Below are 16,865 nucleotides of genomic sequence, written 5' to 3'. Positions count from 1 at the left end.
ATGAAACATCAAATTAAAGAAGCAAAAGGTAAGCTGGGTGTTTTGATGCCAGGCCTTGGCGCGGTGGCCACAACATTCATCGCCGGGGTGGAGGCAGTTAAGAAAGGATTAGCACAACCAATCGGTTCTGTCGCTCAGATGGGACACATCCGACTGGGTAAAAGAACGGACAACAGAAATCCACTGATCAAAGACTTTGTGTCTTTAGCAAGTCTGAATGATCTGGTATTTGGTGGTTGGGATGTATACGAAGACAACGTATACACTGCAGCTGTAAAAGCTGAAGTACTGGACAGATTCCAGCTGGAAGCGATCAAACCTGAACTGGAAGCCATTGTTCCAATGAAGGCCGCTTTCGATAAAAACTTTGTTAAAAATCTTGACGGCACACACGTTAAAGATAACAAAACCCGTTACGAGCTGGCACAGGCCGTAATAGAAGATATTAAGAATTTTCAGAAAGAAAAAGGCTGCGACCGTGTTGTAATGGTATGGTGCGGTTCTACCGAGATCTATCACGAAGCTGCGGATGTACATATGTCCCTGGCGGCTTTCGAACAGGGTCTGAAAGACAATGACCTGCGTATCGCTCCGAGCATGATCTATGCTTATGCAGCGCTGACACTGGGCGTTCCTTTCGCAAACGGTGCTCCTAACCTGACCTGCGACATTCCTGCCCTGATCGAGCTGTCTAAAAAGACAAAAACGCCGATCGCAGGTAAAGATTTCAAAACCGGACAGACCCTGATGAAGACCATCCTGGCTCCAGGTCTGACTGCACGTGCACTGGGTATGGAAGGCTGGTTCTCCACCAACATCCTGGGTAACCGTGACGGATGGGTACTGGACGATCCGGATAACTTCAAAACCAAAGAAGTTTCCAAACTGGGCGTACTGGAAGACATCCTGCTGCCGGAAGAAAATCCTGAACTGTATGGTGACATGTACCACAAGATCAGGATCAACTATTATCCTCCACGCAAGGATAACAAAGAGAGCTGGGATAACATTGACATCATCGGCTGGATGGGCTACAAAATGCAGATCAAGATCAACTTCCTCTGCCGTGACTCCATCCTGGCTGCGCCAATCGTACTGGACCTCGCACTGTTCATGGACTTCGCTAAACGCGCAGGTATGAGCGGTATCCAGGAATGGCTGTCTTTCTATCTGAAGTCTCCGCAAACAGCTCCGGGTCTGCGTCCTGAGCATGACATCTTCAAACAGCTCATCAAACTGCAGAATACACTGCGTTACCTGATGGGTGAAGATCTGATCACGCACCTGGGTCTGGATTATTATGAAGGTATTTTAAACGAAGAATGATCCGAATTCACAAAATATTCGCTACCAGCCTGGGTATAGGCTACATTGGCAAAGGCGGGGGCACAGTCGCAGCGGCTGTGGCAGCGCTCTGCTGGTACCTTGCACTGGCTGGTAGTGCATTTGCAGGCCTCTGGCCGTTAGTTTTCACCGTAGCGATCACAGTGCTCGGTGTCTGGTCCGGTAATGAAGTAGAACCGTACTGGGGCAAGGATGATAAGAAAGTGGTGATTGATGAAGTGGCCGGTATGTGTGTCAGCCTGCTGTTCTTACCGGTAAATTACTGGTATGTACTCGCAGGACTGGTATTATTCAGATTCTTTGATATCGTAAAGCCATTAGGTATCCGCCGCACCGAACAGCTGAACGGTGGTCTGGGGGTAATGATGGATGACGTGGTAGCAGGGATATATACCAACTTGTTACTGCAGATAGCCTATCACAGTAACCTTTTTGGAGGATGATTAAGTTTTTAAAGGCGCAGGCCTCCTCATTAATAGCAACAGGTGTTGACTTTACTGTAGTAGTCATACTGTCAGCGCTGGCCGGAGAATGGTCAGCCGGCGTTAATGTGATCGGCGCCCTGGGTGGCGGTACAGCCAACTTTATGATCAACAGGCAATGGGTCTTTAACAGGGAAAAAGGAGCAATAGGAGGGCAGGCATTGCGCTATGGTATCACCTGGGTGGGGAACATGCTGTTAAATACAGCAGGCGTGTGGTTGATACTGCATTTTACAGGATGGCACGATGTTTCCAATAAAGAAACAGCGCTTAGACTGTCCATCGTAAAGTTGTCAGTTTCGTTGCTGGTTGGTTTTACTTACAGTTATATAATGCAGAAGCGATTCGTTTTTAAATGATGTTAGATAGATGAATGGTAGTAAAAATATTAGTTTAGGTCTTTTGTTATTGCTTACGCTCGGCTTTAGTTCAGTATTTGCACAAACAACGACAGTTAAGGGGCTTGTTACCGATAAGTCGGGCTCCCCTTTGCCATTTGTAAGCGTTTTTGTGCCTGGTACTTCCTTTGGCATCTCAACAGATGCTGCCGGAAGATACGAATTACAGTTTGATAGCCCAAAAGATAGTGTGCGCTTTTCCCTCATGGGGTATAAAGCCATAACAATACGCGTACAAAAGGGACAGGAGCAGGTACGGAACATGGTACTCGACAACGGAGCAAAACAGCTCACAGAGTTTGTCGTGAAGCGTAAGAAAGAAAGATACAGAAACAAGGACAACCCGGCTGTAGAGCTGATCCGACTGGTCATTGATAATAAATCAAAGAACAGGATGGAACACTATGACTATGCGAATTATAACCAGTACGAAAAACTGGAATTCGCACTGAGTAATCTCTCCGAAAAGATACAGAACAGCCGCTTTACCCGCAAGTATAAATTTGTGTTCGAAAATCAGGATACGACCAAAATGGCCGGCCGCTCGCTGCTGCCCATGTACCTGGAAGAAAAGCTCGCTGATGTATATTTCCGGAAGGATCCCGAGAAAAAGAAAACAATCATCACTGCTGATAAGAAGGTCAGCTTTGAGAATTATATTGATAACCGTGGTCTGAGTGCTTATCTGAACCACATCTACCAGGATGTGGATATCTATGATAACAACATGATGCTGTTCACCAACCAGTTCCTCAGCCCGATCGCCAACGCAGGTCCCACTTTTTACAGATATTATATCGCCGATACAATTGTGACAGCCGACAGCTCCAAACTGATCGTACTGGAATTTTATCCGCGTAATAAGACGGACAGGTTACTGGAAGGTAAACTGTATATCACGCTCGATGGTAACTACGCCATCCAGAAAGCAGATATGACCGCCAATAAAGAGATCAACCTGAACTTTATCCGTGATTTTCACCTGTATATGGACTTCGAAAAGACTCCTGACGGGCGCTATTTCATGAATAAAAATACCCTGATGGCCGATTTCGGTCTGTTTAAGGGTAGCAGCGGTCTATATGGGGAACGTACCGTTTCCATCAAAAACATGGTGATCAACAAGCCCATGCCGGATGGGTTCTATGCAGGAACGGCCGTTGTGCAGAATGAAGACCAGGTGGAAAAACCGGATAGCTTCTGGATCGCGAACAGGCATGATAGTCTGACTACCGCAGAATCCAAGGTATACCAGAATATTGATAGTCTGCAGAACATGAAATCCTTCAAACGGACCCTGGATATCGCCACCTTCCTGCTGGCAGGATGGAAGAGCGTAGGTCCGAAATTTGAGGTAGGTCCGGTAAATACCTTCTATAACTTCAACCCGGTGGAAGGTTTCCGTCTGAGACTGGGTGGTAGAACGACGCCTAAATTCAATAAGAGTCTCTACCTGGAGGGCTATACCGCCTACGGTTTCAAGGATGAAAAGTGGAAATATTACTTCGGAGGTTCTTATGCCTTCAATCATAAGTCTATTTACGACTGGCCGGTACGTGCCCTTAAGGCAAGTTACCAGCACGATACCAAGATCCCGGGTCAGGAACTGCAGTTCGTACAGGAAGATAACTTCCTGTTGTCCTTCAAACGTGGTAATAACGATAAATGGCTGTACAACGACATTTACAGGTTGTTTTACCTCCATGAATTCGATAACCACTCTTCCTTCCAGCTTGGATTCAAACACTGGGGACAGACGCCGGCAGGTACCCTGTCTTATTATAAGGGGCTTACCCAGTCAGACAGCGTAAAGAAGATCACAACGGCAGAACTGTCACTCGAACTGCGCTGGGCGCCGCACGAGGAGTTCTACCAGGGTAAGAACTTCAGAATACCTATCCCCAACAAATATCCTATTTTTACATTCAGAGCGATCGCGGGAGTTAAAGGCCTGTTCAACAGCGGGTACAATTACCAGAACCTTTCCCTGAATATTTATAAGATGGTATTCCTGGGACAGCTGGGATATAGTGAAGTGGTTGCAGAAGGTGGCATGATCTTCGGTAAAGTACCTTATCCTTTGCTGACGATTCACAGGGCGAACCAGTCATATGCTTATCAGTTACAATCGTATAACCTGATGAACTTCCTGGAGTTTGTGAGTGACCGCTACGCAGGGGTAAATATTGACCATAACTTCAACGGATTTATTTTCAATAAGATACCTTTGCTGAAGAAACTGAAGTGGCGTGAGGTAGCAACCATCAAAGTACTGTATGGTGGACTGAGCAAACAGAATGACCCACGTCAGGATCCTTCAAAGATCCAGTTCTCCAATTATGCAGATGGAACGCCGATCACCTACACGTTAGGCCGGGAGCCATATGTAGAAGGTAGTGTTGGTGTTTCTAATATATTCAAATTACTCAGGCTTGACCTGGTAAAAAGGTTTACTTATCTGGACAACCCGCTCATCTCCAACTGGGGTATCAGAGGCAGGGTCAGATTTGATTTTTAATTGACGTTTTCAATCGTAAGCCATGAAAAAACGATTCAGAGATAAACTACAGCAGGCAATTTACGTAGTGATCAACCCTTTCGTAAAAGGGCTGATTAAAATGGGGCTGACGCCGAATGCGGTGACCCTCATTGGTTTCATACTGAATATAGGTGTTGTTGTAATTTTTGTGACAGGCGTAGAGGAAGGTAACAGAGGCGACCTGTCATATGTAGGATGGGCCGGCGGTCTGATCCTTTTTGCAGGATTATTTGATATGCTGGATGGTCAGGTAGCCCGTCTGGGAAATATGGGGTCGCGTTTCGGCGCTTTATTCGACTCCGTACTGGACCGTTACAGTGAAATGGTCCTGTTCCTGGGTATCTGTTATTACCTGATCGGTCACCACTATTTCCTGAGCTCCATATTCGCTTTCATTGCCCTGATCGGCTCCATGATGGTGAGCTACACCAGAGCACGTGCCGAAGGACTGGGGATCGAATGTAAAGGTGGATTGATGCAGCGTCCGGAAAGGATCGTGATCATCTCCCTGTCAGCGATCGCCTGCGGGGTGACTTCTCATTTTATCGGAGGCGACTATAAACTGTTCATTCCGGGTATTCCGTTCCATGTATTTGAGACCATTTCGATCTTCACTTTCCCGCTGTTCATCATGGCGATCATGACCAATATTACAGCGGTAGGCCGTATCCTGGATGCGAAGAAAGCGATCGATAAGCAGGATCAGGTGACCCGTGTTATCAGAAGCGCTACCACCACACCGGTGATCGCTCTGCTGATCATGGTACTGCCTGTGATGGCGGTTGCGATGCCAGCCGGCGGAGGACAGGGTAAAGAACCCAACTTTCCGGTACCGTCAGGTATCCCGACCATGCTGTTTTATATGCAGCGTACGCCTAACGCCAACACCATCGTTTATGATCTGAACCTCCAGAAAGATGGTACGCTCGACGAAGATGAGCCCGTAAATATTTACTGGATCAGATACACAGAGAATAGTGAAAAGAAGGGATTAAACTATATACAACGTAAATTTGCATACGGTCTGAAAATAAAACAAGTATCTAAAGACAAGTATGAATTGCGTTCCGTCGCCTATGACAAGAAGAAGTTATACCTGATGAAATCTGCTGAAGGTCAATACCATATCTATACACAGATTGGTAACGTAATGGCCCAGCTGAACAGAATATATCTTCAGATCGAAGGAGGTACCTTCTGGTTGCCGAATGTTGTTTACATAGAAATGAAAGGAATAGATCCTGCCACCGGCAAAGAAATCAAAGAGCAATTCAAGCCCTAGTTGATTGTTAAATTCGCAACGATGAGTAATAGACATTACATTTCCAACTCTCATGAGTCTACTCAGATGTTTAAGAGTAGCCTTTTTGAGAAACTATCAAAAGTTCATTTCAGCGTTCCGCTGTTTTTATACATTCCTGTTATCACCTGGTGCTGCTGGACAGCCCTGGTTGTTGAGCAATCCGGTCTGATCATCTGGGCCCTGTGCGTTGCCGCCGGCCTGTTCGTATGGTCATTTGTAGAGTATGTGATGCACCGCTTCGTATTCCATTTCGAGCCATCCTCCAAATGGGGCAGAAGACTGCACTTCATTTTCCATGGTGTACACCATGATTATCCAAACGATGCACTGCGCCTGGTATTACCTCCTTCTGTGAGCATTCCGCTGGCGACAGGCTTCTTTTTTCTGTACAAGAGTTTTATACCTGAAGTATATTTCTATGGTTTCTTTGCAGGCTTTATAGCCGGATATCTTTTCTACGATATCTCCCACTATGCCCTGCATCATTTCAATTTCAAAGCCAGGTTCTGGAAGAAGTTAAAGAAACATCACATGATGCATCACTATGCCGATGCAACCAGAGGATATGGCGTAAGCTCTTCCTTCTGGGACAAGATCTTCAGGTCAGATTTTCAAAAGTGAGATAAGATGGACGCACCTGTTCCTGCCAGGCCTACAACTGCATTTTTAGATAGGCGATATATGCTGATCGTAACTGCGGTCAGCATTGCCTATCTGCTGCTTTCGGCCTGGTTGCTTGGATTTAAGACCGATCAGCTCTGGCTGGTAGCTTTATTCAATGGTTGTTATTATGCATCCCGGCCTACCCGCCGGTTTATATTGGGATTCTCGATCTTCATCTTCTACTGGATCGTGTTTGACTATATGAAGGCGTTCCCGAACTATCTGACGGGACCCGTGCATATACAGGACATTTATGAGCGAGAGAAGGCCTGGTTTGGTATTATGCTGGATGGCGTGAGAGTAACGCCGAATGAATACTGGTTACACAACACCCGCGTATGGCTGGATGTGCTGACTGGTTCTTTTTACCTCTGCTGGGTGCCCGTTCCGCTGGCATTCGCGGGTTACCTGTTCTACAAAGACAGACTTCAGTTTATACATTTTGCCCTGACATTCATATTGGTGAACTGGCTCGGATATATCGTGTATTACACATATCCTGCGGCGCCACCATGGTATGTACAGGTGCATGGCTTTGATTTCATTGCCAATACGCTGAGTAATGCGGCCGGATTATTAAGGTTCGATGATGCCCTGCACGTGAATGTCTTCGGTTCTCTCTATGCGAAAGGATCGAATGTATTTGCGGCCATGCCATCCCTGCATTCTGCCTATCCGCTGATCGTATTCTTTTATGCGAGAAAGACAACAAACATCTTCTTTACCACGATCTTTGGTATTATCGCCTTAGGTATCTGGTTTGCAGCCGTTTACACCAGTCACCACTATGTGCTGGACGTACTGGCAGGCATTACCTGTGCAAGCGTCGGTATTGCCTTATACAGACTTGTATTGATGAAGAGTGTGGCTTATAATGAGCGCATTTCGAAATTCTATACAGTGATCACGAAGTAGCTTTTTGAGTATCCAGACGGCGTAATAACTCTTCCACTTCGTTCCCGTAATTGCGTTTGAAGTGAAAGCGTTGCGCCTTCTGGAGCATCTCCCTGGCCGTCTCCACATCCTGTTCCTTCAGGGATAATAAAGCCAGGTTCCTGTAAGCATACGCATTTCCTTTATTGATCTGCAATGATTTGAGTATCAGTTCTCTGGCTGCTACCGGGAATCCCAGGTGCATCAGCACATAACCTTTGTTATTATACGCATAGGCACAGTCTTCATCATACGCAATTGCCTGATCGAAATAAGAGATCGCTTCCACATACAACTCAAGGTGAATACATTCAAACCCAAGACTGTTCAATAATTCGGAAGATCCCGGATTAAGCGATAACGCATGTGAATACAGTTTCAGAGCCCATTCATGGTTACCCATTTCACTATGACAATGCGCTACTTCGGCCAGTACGCCGGTATGCTGCGGATGTTTATGATGTACTTTATCATAGAAAGGCAGGGCCTTCTGAAAGTTACGTTCCACTCTCCAGGTCACACCGGATAACCACAATGCATTGACATGGTCAGGCTGCATCTGTAATACCAGGTGACATAAGGTTCTGCACTTATGAATATCATTGTATTGCAGTAACGACTGTGCTTCACTGAAGTATCTTTCCACCGCATTTTTCTTCTGCTGCGGACCATAAAACAACTGTAAAAAAGGATGGAAAAAACTGATGTAGGAAGTCTTGATCCGCGGACTGCGGAAAGGCACCTCCGTTGTAGCTTTTCGTATTGAAAGCAGCTGTTCCAGGTATGTTTCGAAAATGATACCCAGGGACTTGAATTTGTACTGACAACGATTTTCTATGGTGAGTATCGAGAGGATGATGTGCTGTGGATGGAGTTGTTCATCCCCCAGTTTTTTCTGGAACCAGGTGGCATTTTCCAGCATCCTTTCTGCTTCTGTCATGATAGGCACCTTGGGTTTGCTGCCCGTGGGAATAGGGGCGCCGGGCCGTTGTTCCCAGTCCAGTGCGTGTAACCACTGGAGCATCTTTTCCCTGTCGCCTGCCTCGATGGCTACATCGCTGGCGTAAGAGTCCAGGATACCCAGTAATATCATCTGGCTATCAATGTAATAAAGCTTCCTCTCCAGGCTGAAACTCCTGGCATAGGCAAATGCTGTCTTTAGTTCATAGGAGGAAGTTAATAGCATCAGCAATGGTTGAGTACAGTATCAAATTTATGTTTTTTATGGGTATCTACCAGCTGCCAGACATCCATTATTCAATGCGCTGGTAGTACAGCCCGCGGGCCTGCCAGTAAGGATTATCACAAAAACTGCTCCATCGTCAGACAAGTTTACTTGTTTTCACTGCAATTGAATTGTAACTGAAAGGGTTATCTCCCTATAATTCTGTCAGCCGGTCAGGAACGTTCTTAAAACACTTATTATCAGCCGGGGATTTTTTCCTCAAAATTTCCTTCCACCGGATCTTTGATATTCATATCTGCCGGTTTTTTAATAATACCTACCTTCAGTACATGGAAGAATCAGAAAAGCTGAAAAGGGTCGTTGAAGCCCGTATGAAACTCAAAGCCCGCTTTGAGGGGAAAATGAGCCAGACGCCTTCTATGGCGGATGATAAACCGATGGGCAGCGGCAGGCCTAATCGTCATGGTATGCCGGTTGTACCGGTAGGGCAGGTATTGACCCGTAAATGGCCGGTACTTGACCTGGGTATAGAGCCCGAAATTCCGCTCGATGAATGGAAGCTGGTGATAGATGGCGCAGTAGAGCACCCGGTAGAACTGAGCTGGGATGATTTTATGGCACTGCCGCAAACGGAAGATACTTCCGATTTTCATTGTGTGACCACCTGGTCAAAGCTGGATATGAACTGGAAAGGGGTACGTCTCCTGGACCTGGCGGCACTGGCGCAACCAAAGGAAAATGCCACACATATCCTCTGTTACGGCTACGATGATTATACGACCAATGTCTCCCTGGAAGAAGCCCTGAAACCAGACGTACTGCTGGTACATACAGTGGAAGGCGCACCTCTGCCGGTTGAGCATGGTGGTCCGGTGAGAATGATCACCCCGCAGTTATACGCCTGGAAAGGCTCCAAATGGATCCGCAGGATAGAATTCCTGACGGAGAACAAGTTGGGTTTCTGGGAGGAGCGGGGTTACTCGGATACTGCCTATCCCTGGAGAAATGACCGTTATAGTTAAATCGCTTCAAAGACTACCTGTCTGAGGCAGGTATCTGCATAAAAAGAGGGCACTTCAACTTTTGAAGTGCCCTCTTTTTTTTATTTCCCATACCCGGAGGTATACAATTGTTTGATTTTTATCAGAAATGCTTTGTTATGTATAATTCTGCGCACCTAACAGTGTGTAGTTTTGTGCTCTCGATTGAACGCATCGCTGGTCAGGCGACAAAACAGCCGGCTCACTCAAACCGGGGATAGAAATGACCGGCTTTGGTCATTTTCATTGCGGACAAATATTTTGAGCTTTGTATTCACCATTCAGATCCCCCCTGCCGTGACAACTGTGGCAGTTAAGATATGTTACATGAACAGTGTAAACAGTTGTAGGTTTAGCAATGGCTGGAGTATTCCTACTTTAGCCTTTTTTTATTCTTCCGGTGCAAGCCAGACGAGTTTTGCACCTTTCCCTTTTGCTGTTACCTCCAGTTTCAATGTCACATATACGTTGCGCTCACTGTTATAGTCGGCTATATTGAATACAGACAATGCGTGCGTTTCATCTTTTTTCAGTTTTCCGAAAAACGGCGTACGTGCCGGCGTTGTTGTACCTGCTGTATAAATGTAAGCCTGGCCGTTGGACGGCACTTTCAGCTGTACCACTTCCGCTCCTGCTGTACCTTTATTCTGCTCTGCGTCGTTCATGAGTATATACATCCTGTCTTTGATGTTCAGATAGGAGAAGGAGCGATACTGATCTCCCAGGATAAACTGTTGTGCCGACAGGCCGCGATGCGCCAGATAGAAGCTGGAGTAAGCGGTATTTTTCAGGTATTGCTTTTTAGGAATGAAGCTGGAGGAAGTCAGTTTGTGACCGGCATCAAAAGTGCTGATCGCCATATTGTCCAGGTTATAGTAGGTATATGCCTGTCCGTTGAGCGGCTGGTGTTTTTCCGGATTCAGTTCTTCGTAAACGATCGAATAACTGCCATCTGTATGTAATATCAGGTCCTGTGGGGTTCCGGTATAGCTTTGTTTAGGCCCAAAGAGCTTCTTTTTCTCTGCATCTGCCTCAGATGGATAGATGTCCAGGAATTGCTCTGTTTTGCCCTTTAAAGGGTCTATAATCGCTAAGAAACCACTATAAGGCTGAGGGTTGGTATCTTCAATATGTGCAGTACCCAGTAGCATCAGTTTTTTAGTAACAGGATTAAAACGGACGATCGCACTGTCAGCAATACGGTTGTCAGGTAAATCCAGCAGTTCTGCTGTCATCTTACGACCTCCTTTGACGAGAGAGAGCAGTACGAGCTGTCCTTCCCTGTCACTGGTAGCGATCTGATTGTAGGCGAAACCGAGGATACATACCCGGTCTTCACCCAGTACTGCCATATCCAGGTAGTTCAGCGACGTGTATTTGTATGGCGGCTGATAGAATGCCCTGCTGGTTTCCTGGTGCTGGCCATTGTACATCACCACTTCCATCTGGTTCTTGTCAGCAAATTCATTTCTGTTTCTGCGGATGAATACTGCGTAGTTATCACTGGCAGGGTCCTTGCTCACGGCAAAAGAGTTTACCGGGTCAAATTCCGGTATCCAGCGTACGTCCATGAACTGAAACTTCTCCGCTTCTGCGATCTTTTCCTCTCTTTGCAGATTACCGGTAAGGCCGTCGAATACGATCCTGTAGAGCGATGGGGTCCTTTCCTCTACTTCGCTGATCAGCATAACGATAGAACCATCGGCTTCGAAAATGCCATTTACACGGGCGCCTCTCAGCTTTTGAAAGATAGGGTCATGATGTTTGTTCAGCGAAAGTTTGTGCTGGGGATCGTAAAACGTCAGATTGATACCGTTCCTGTTGGACAGATGGACCACCACCGTGTTCCCATTTTTTAGTTGCAGGAGTTTGGCAAATCCGGACTCAGGTTCCTTAAATAAGGGTGTTTCGGCTACAGTTTTGAATTGCGCGAATGCAATTGCCTGTAACAAGGCAAGCAGACACGATAGGATAGTTGCTTTCATAGGTTCAGTTGTTCGGTTGTTAGGATTTTCCGGTACTAAGGTATCAAATATCCCCGTTAGTTGTCCATAAATTCCCATGCGCTCTGGTAGGCGTTCTGCTGCTCTGCATAGGCTATAAACCCTGCATAGAAGGGCAATTGGGACAAGGTAGCGCTGTCACCTATGATCACCAGCTTCTTTCGGGCTCTTGTCATAGCCACATTCATACGTCTGATGTCAGAGAGGAAGCCGATCTTATTGTCGTTATTGCTTCTTGTCATGCTGATATAGACAATATCCCTTTCCTGCCCCTGGAAACTGTCGATCGTATTCACAGAGATCCTGTCTCCGTAAGCCTGTAGCTCCGGTACGGACAACAGTTGTTCTTTCAGGATATTGATCTGTTGTTTGTAAGGGGATATGATAGCAATGCTGGGGAATTGCTGCGGCTGATAATGTGTGTGCAGACCTGTAACAAATTGCCGCAGGTGTTTGAACAGGAAGGCTGCTTCTTCCGGATTGGTCGTACTGGTACCTTCTGTTTTTTCATCAAAGCCACAACCGGCAGTATCTACAAATGACAGTGGCATATCATCGGGGAACAGCGTATGTGCTGCTACAGAGGCATGTGCTTTCAGTTTATCTGCATAGAAAACAGCAGATGAATAACCCATGATCATCTCGTGCATACGATATTGTTCTTCCAGCAATACCACTGATTCCGGATGAAGGGCAATACATTTTTCCAGCAGGGTAGTGCTTAACCCGTTTCTGGCTGCTTCATCCGATTTTACAGTAGGTGACAGCTGACAATGGTCGCCGGCCAGTACCACTTTCTGTGCTTTCAGAATAGGTATCCAGCAGGCTGGTTCCAGCGCCTGTCCTGCTTCATCGATGACGATAGTATGGTATTTCAGCTTCCGGACGGTATAGTGATTGGCGCCGACCAGTGTAGCTGTAATGACCTGTGCTTTTGCCATCAGATCGTCCATGATATACTGTTCGGTGTTCTCTACCGACTTCATGATATTGCGGGCTTCGTCAAACAGGGCCTTGCGTTGTTCACGTTCTGCTTTTCCGAAATTACGTTTGTATTTGTGGGCCATGTCTCTGAACTCATTGGCCTGTTTTTTCAGGCGTTTGATCTCCTTCATACTGGCATGTTCCGTCATACGGCTATCCAGTGTGAGGGAAGATAAACGTTCGGACACACGGGCCGGGTTGCCAACCCGGAGTACGTTGAGACCTTCTTCAGACAGCTTTTCACTCAGCAGGTCCACAGCGGTATTGCTGGGCGCTACTACAAGGATCTGTTTATTATCCTGTCTGATCAGCGCTTTGATCGCCTGTACCAGTGTGGTGGTCTTTCCGGTACCCGGAGGACCATGCACAATGGCAAGATCATTCGCAGCCAGTATACGGTTCACAGCATTTTGCTGGGAAGCGTTGAGTTTTGGAATAGTGACAGGAGGGAGGTTGTCATGGAAGGTAGGCGACTTTTCGCCTGTCAGCACCCGGATAAGGCGATCATTTTCTCCTTTATCAGCAAAGGTATCAGCCTGTTTGAGCGCATTTTGCATCTCATCATAGCTGTTGTCGTCAAAAAGGAGGTCGATCCCCAGTTTACCATTGCTGGCCCATTCCGGCAGCTCGTCGGTACGCAGGGTGATCTTCAGCTTATTACCGCCCTGGTAGGTGACAGTGCCTTCCACCCGGTCGGTTTTTGGATCATGATTCGAAAAAAGTACTGCTGATACGCCAAAACGGAGCTGGTGACCGATATCCTGGTGAGTGGTACGCTCTACCTCTACGGTGAGATAGTCTCCACGGCTCATTTCTGAACCCCTGATAGCAATAGGGTACCAGCTGAGTCCATTCGCCCTGCGCTCGGCTACAGACGTGGAGGCTGTCATTTCCAGGTATGCTTTTCTATCTACTTCCCGCTCTGTCTTCAGTAATTCCAGCAGCTTTTTGAAATAATCCATGGCGCGAAGGTACGGCAATAATAGTTTTGCCAGGGAAGGAGGAGAAGAGATAGGCCGGATAGTTCATATCCGGCCTTTGCTTTTTATGACTTCTTCAGGCGACCAAGGATATTTGTCGTATAACTCACATCCTTTGTAATGTTCCCGTTCTGATCTTTATTATGATAACTGCATCCGAAGATAAACTCCATCATACCAGCACCCTGAAATGAAGCGCGCAGGGTATCTGCGATCTTCAGTTCTTCGCCTGCCGGCGTCTGCTGACCAGCCGTGATCGCACAACCCGCGCCTACACCGATCAATACATTCTGCTGACTACCGATGGCGTCTGTATATGATTTTACAATGCTCCTGATCTGATTCGCCTTGTTCCAGTAAGACATGGTCTGTACGTAATCCAGGTATTGTTTTGAACGTTTGATCTGTGCAGTGTTATAGTTGTTATAGTCTACTACAGACAGGATCCTGCCGGTACCTGATGCCGGTCCGGCTACCTTGCTGAGGGCAATGACGCCACTGTCAATATTCGCGGTCCGGCCACTGCTGTATTCCAGATCCAGGTCTACGCCGTCCAGTTTCCATTTATCGAGTGAATCCCGGACTACTTTTGCCATAGAGTCAGCAGCTGCGGCAGACAGCTTTACCAGTGAACCGGCAAAGGAGGTGGCCACTACCCTGATACCACGTTTTTGCAGGGCATATGCTTTGGTCAGTACGTCGCTCCATTCATTCTGGCCGGATACGCCTCTGTGTTCAAATTCCCATCCACCTGCAGCGGTTCTGCCAATACCAAGGGTAAAGATATTCACCACGTCTACGCCATCAGGTATAGCGTCCAGCGGACCAACTGATGACCTGTCGTAACAGCAGCCTCCCCAGTATTCGACCATAACAGGACGTTTGGTGAGGGAAATACCGTAAAACGGAGAACGATCCTCCTCATGGGTCGTATCAGTACCACCGCCGGTACCTGGCTGGTCAGGGTTATTGTCTTTCTTACAGGAATTGGATAAGGTCAGCACGGTTCCGATGCAGGCAAACAGTACAGCGTACTTTAGCATAAAGTAGAATTTGGGTTTCATGTGTGTAACCGGTCGTTTAAAACGTTATAAATAGGTAAGTAGTTTATCAGTGGATGTCAACATAAACAGGCAGCCCCGGTCACCAGGGAGCAGGTATAATGATAATGTATGATGACGGGAAAGTGGGTATGAGGCAATCGCTGATAGCTATAATAAACGCATGAAAACACAGATTCGTATAATTGGCGGACTTGTTTTAAGAAATAGCTATTTTAGGAGTGGTGACAGAATTTTTTCAGATTTGGCCCCGATATTTGTTGATACCCGGTCCTGAGACTTCAATTTATTATGATGTGATATGGATTTGATACTAACCGCACAGATAATGGAGAAATATGTAGTTGATCTTTTTGAACGGCTGACGTCTTCGGCCCTGCTATACCATAACTTATCCCATACCCAGCAGGTAGTAGCGCATGCAACGGAGATCGCCACTTATTACCAGCTCGATGAACAGACCCTATTTATTATAAAAGCAGCTGCATGGTTTCACGATACCGGTCACCTGGTGGCTGAAATGGCCGTACATGAGGCAGCCAGCGTTGGTCTGATGCGCACCTTTATGGAAACGCAGCACGTCAGTGATACACTCATAGAAGAGATCTCCCGCTGTATCATGGTGACGCGCTTTCCTTCCAACCCGCAAACGCTCCCCGAGTCAATTATCTGTGATGCAGATACTTACCATTTCGGAACACCGGAATTTAAGATAACAGATGACCTGGTGAGACAGGAGTTTCAGCTAAGGCTCTGCACGCAATTTCCTGACTGGTACGAAGGGGCATTGAGGTTACTGAAGTCCCATCATTTCTTTACTACCTACTGTCAGAAAAAATTAGATAGTGGAAAATTTAATAATATTTTATATATTGAAAAAAAATTAGAAAACAGATCTGTCTGAAAGCCCGTTTCTTTGGTTTGTCTACAGAATTGCTTTTTAAATTTACCTATGAATAATCAGCATGTTATGAGCGAGTCCTATACCAGCCACTGATAACATCAACAAGAAATTTACGGACCTACAACTGTTAAGATTATGCTTAAAAAAGTGTTCAGCTTTTTGCTGCCTGCTATTGTCCTTTGCTGTCAGTACTCAACCGCCCAGCAATCCTTGCCGACAACATTAGCGCTATCCGAAACTGACTCTGTGTATGGGTATGTGCAACCACCTTCCAAACATCTTGATGGCCGCTTAATTGCGATACCGGTTACCTTTATTGCCTATGGTGCTGCTTCTTTGAAACTAGGTGACCTGAAGAAGCTGAACACGCATATGAATAACGAGATCTTCCTGGAGAGCCGTCACAAGCCTTTACATTTCGATAACTATCTGCAATATGCTCCTGCCGCAATGGTATATGGACTGAACCTGGCGGGAGTGAAAGGAAAGAATAACTTCATCGATCGTACCATGATCTACGGTATTTCCAATGCGATCCTGGGCGCTACCGTGATGACCACAAAACATTTTACCCATGAGTGGAGACCGGACGGTTCCAATCAGATGTCTTTTCCTTCCGGACATACTGCGACTGCTTTTGCAGCAGCAGAATTCATGAGAAGAGAATACCAGGACAAATCTGTATGGTACGGTGTTGCAGGTTATGCTATGGCAGCTACAACGGGTTATATGCGTATGTATAATAACAGACACTGGTTCGGAGATGTAGTGGCAGGTGCTGGTGTGGGTATCCTGTCAACCGATCTGGCTTATTTTCTCTATCCGAAGATGAAACGGATCTTTACCGGTATCAGAGATAATGGGGCTACAGTGGTTACACCGACTTACCAGGATGGCGCTGTGGGATTATCCCTGGTGCATATGTTTAAATAAATAATTATATACTGTTACCGGTATCCCCACATTCGGGGATATGCTACCCGCTTCTTTCTACAGACCTTCGTCCCGTCAATACGGATGATGTCTAAATCTAAATCGAAATTAC

At 46.4% G+C, this 16,865-nt stretch carries 14 protein-coding genes; 10 read left to right on the top strand and 4 right to left on the bottom strand.

Translation table 11 applies throughout. The annotated features are described in order from the left end of the window. The 7 genes from BMZ72_RS10385 to BMZ72_RS10355 are packed head-to-tail and all read left to right on the top strand — an operon-like array spanning nucleotide 1 to nucleotide 7,644. Complete coding sequence (locus BMZ72_RS10385) at nucleotides 1–1,326, top strand: inositol-3-phosphate synthase (protein ID WP_089807951.1); 1,326 nt, start codon at nucleotides 1–3, stop codon at nucleotides 1,324–1,326. Beyond that, nucleotides 1,323–1,787, top strand: a complete 465-nt coding sequence (locus BMZ72_RS10380) for a phosphatidylglycerophosphatase A family protein (RefSeq protein ID WP_089807949.1) — start codon at nucleotides 1,323–1,325, stop codon at nucleotides 1,785–1,787. The genes BMZ72_RS10385 and BMZ72_RS10380 overlap by 4 nt, the downstream gene beginning before the upstream one ends. After that, on the top strand, nucleotides 1,784–2,185 hold the full coding sequence (locus BMZ72_RS10375) for a GtrA family protein (protein ID WP_089807947.1): 402 nt from the start codon (nucleotides 1,784–1,786) through the stop codon (nucleotides 2,183–2,185). Before BMZ72_RS10380 ends, BMZ72_RS10375 begins: the two co-directional genes overlap by 4 nt. Before the next feature lie 43 nt (nucleotides 2,186–2,228). Next, a complete protein-coding gene (locus BMZ72_RS10370; RefSeq protein ID WP_255373170.1) occupies nucleotides 2,229–4,742 on the top strand; it encodes a DUF5686 and carboxypeptidase-like regulatory domain-containing protein in 2,514 nt (837 codons plus the stop codon). Nucleotides 4,743–4,764: 22 nt separating this feature from the next. Further along, entirely contained in the window at nucleotides 4,765–6,045 is a 1,281-nt protein-coding gene (locus tag BMZ72_RS10365) for a DUF4833 domain-containing protein (protein WP_089807943.1), read from the top strand. 21 nt (nucleotides 6,046–6,066) lie between these two features. After that, a complete protein-coding gene (locus tag BMZ72_RS10360) occupies nucleotides 6,067–6,687 on the top strand; it encodes a sterol desaturase family protein (RefSeq protein WP_089807941.1) in 621 nt (206 codons plus the stop codon). 6 nt (nucleotides 6,688–6,693) lie between these two features. Next, nucleotides 6,694–7,644 (top strand): phosphatase PAP2 family protein, encoded by a 951-nt coding sequence (locus BMZ72_RS10355; protein ID WP_089807939.1) that lies wholly within the window; start codon nucleotides 6,694–6,696, stop codon nucleotides 7,642–7,644. Here BMZ72_RS10355 and BMZ72_RS10350 read toward each other — a convergent pair. Further along, a complete protein-coding gene (locus BMZ72_RS10350; protein WP_089807937.1) occupies nucleotides 7,634–8,848 on the bottom strand; it encodes a tetratricopeptide repeat protein in 1,215 nt (404 codons plus the stop codon). The two genes, BMZ72_RS10355 and BMZ72_RS10350, sit on opposite strands and share 11 nt — an antisense overlap. A gap of 329 nt (nucleotides 8,849–9,177) precedes the next feature. On the opposite strand from BMZ72_RS10350, the gene BMZ72_RS10345 reads away from it, so the two are divergent. Beyond that, nucleotides 9,178–9,870: a sulfite oxidase-like oxidoreductase gene (locus BMZ72_RS10345; RefSeq protein WP_089807935.1), complete on the top strand. Its 693-nt coding sequence runs from the start codon at nucleotides 9,178–9,180 to the stop codon at nucleotides 9,868–9,870. 407 nt (nucleotides 9,871–10,277) lie between these two features. On the opposite strand, the gene BMZ72_RS10340 is transcribed toward BMZ72_RS10345, so the two are convergent. The 3 genes from BMZ72_RS10340 to BMZ72_RS10330 form a co-directional block, all read right to left on the bottom strand. Then, nucleotides 10,278–11,873 (bottom strand): hypothetical protein, encoded by a 1,596-nt coding sequence (locus BMZ72_RS10340; RefSeq protein ID WP_143087662.1) that lies wholly within the window; start codon nucleotides 11,871–11,873, stop codon nucleotides 10,278–10,280. Between the two features lie 56 nt (nucleotides 11,874–11,929). Then, the gene (locus tag BMZ72_RS10335) at nucleotides 11,930–13,837 is read right to left on the bottom strand and encodes an AAA domain-containing protein (protein WP_089807931.1); all 1,908 of its coding nucleotides are present in this window, start codon (nucleotides 13,835–13,837) and stop codon (nucleotides 11,930–11,932) included. 83 nt (nucleotides 13,838–13,920) lie between these two features. Further along, nucleotides 13,921–14,898 carry an EndoS/ChiA family endoglycosidase gene (locus tag BMZ72_RS10330; protein WP_177222748.1) on the bottom strand — a complete coding sequence of 326 codons (978 nt, stop codon included), beginning with the start codon at nucleotides 14,896–14,898 and terminating at the stop codon, nucleotides 13,921–13,923. Nucleotides 14,899–15,217: 319 nt separating this feature from the next. Here BMZ72_RS10330 and BMZ72_RS10325 point away from each other — a divergent pair, with 319 nt between their 5' ends. Both BMZ72_RS10325 and BMZ72_RS10320 read left to right on the top strand, forming a co-directional pair. Further along, nucleotides 15,218–15,820, top strand: a complete 603-nt coding sequence (locus tag BMZ72_RS10325) for an HD domain-containing protein (protein ID WP_089807927.1) — start codon at nucleotides 15,218–15,220, stop codon at nucleotides 15,818–15,820. 135 nt (nucleotides 15,821–15,955) lie between these two features. After that, entirely contained in the window at nucleotides 15,956–16,753 is a 798-nt protein-coding gene (locus BMZ72_RS10320) for a phosphatase PAP2 family protein (protein WP_089807925.1), read from the top strand. The last annotated feature ends 112 nt before the right edge of the window (nucleotides 16,754–16,865 follow it).

The sequence above is a fragment of the Chitinophaga sp. YR627 genome (assembly GCF_900114995.1).
In the GTDB taxonomy this organism is placed as follows: domain Bacteria; phylum Bacteroidota; class Bacteroidia; order Chitinophagales; family Chitinophagaceae; genus Chitinophaga.
This window is presented reverse-complemented; position numbering and strand designations above follow the sequence as displayed.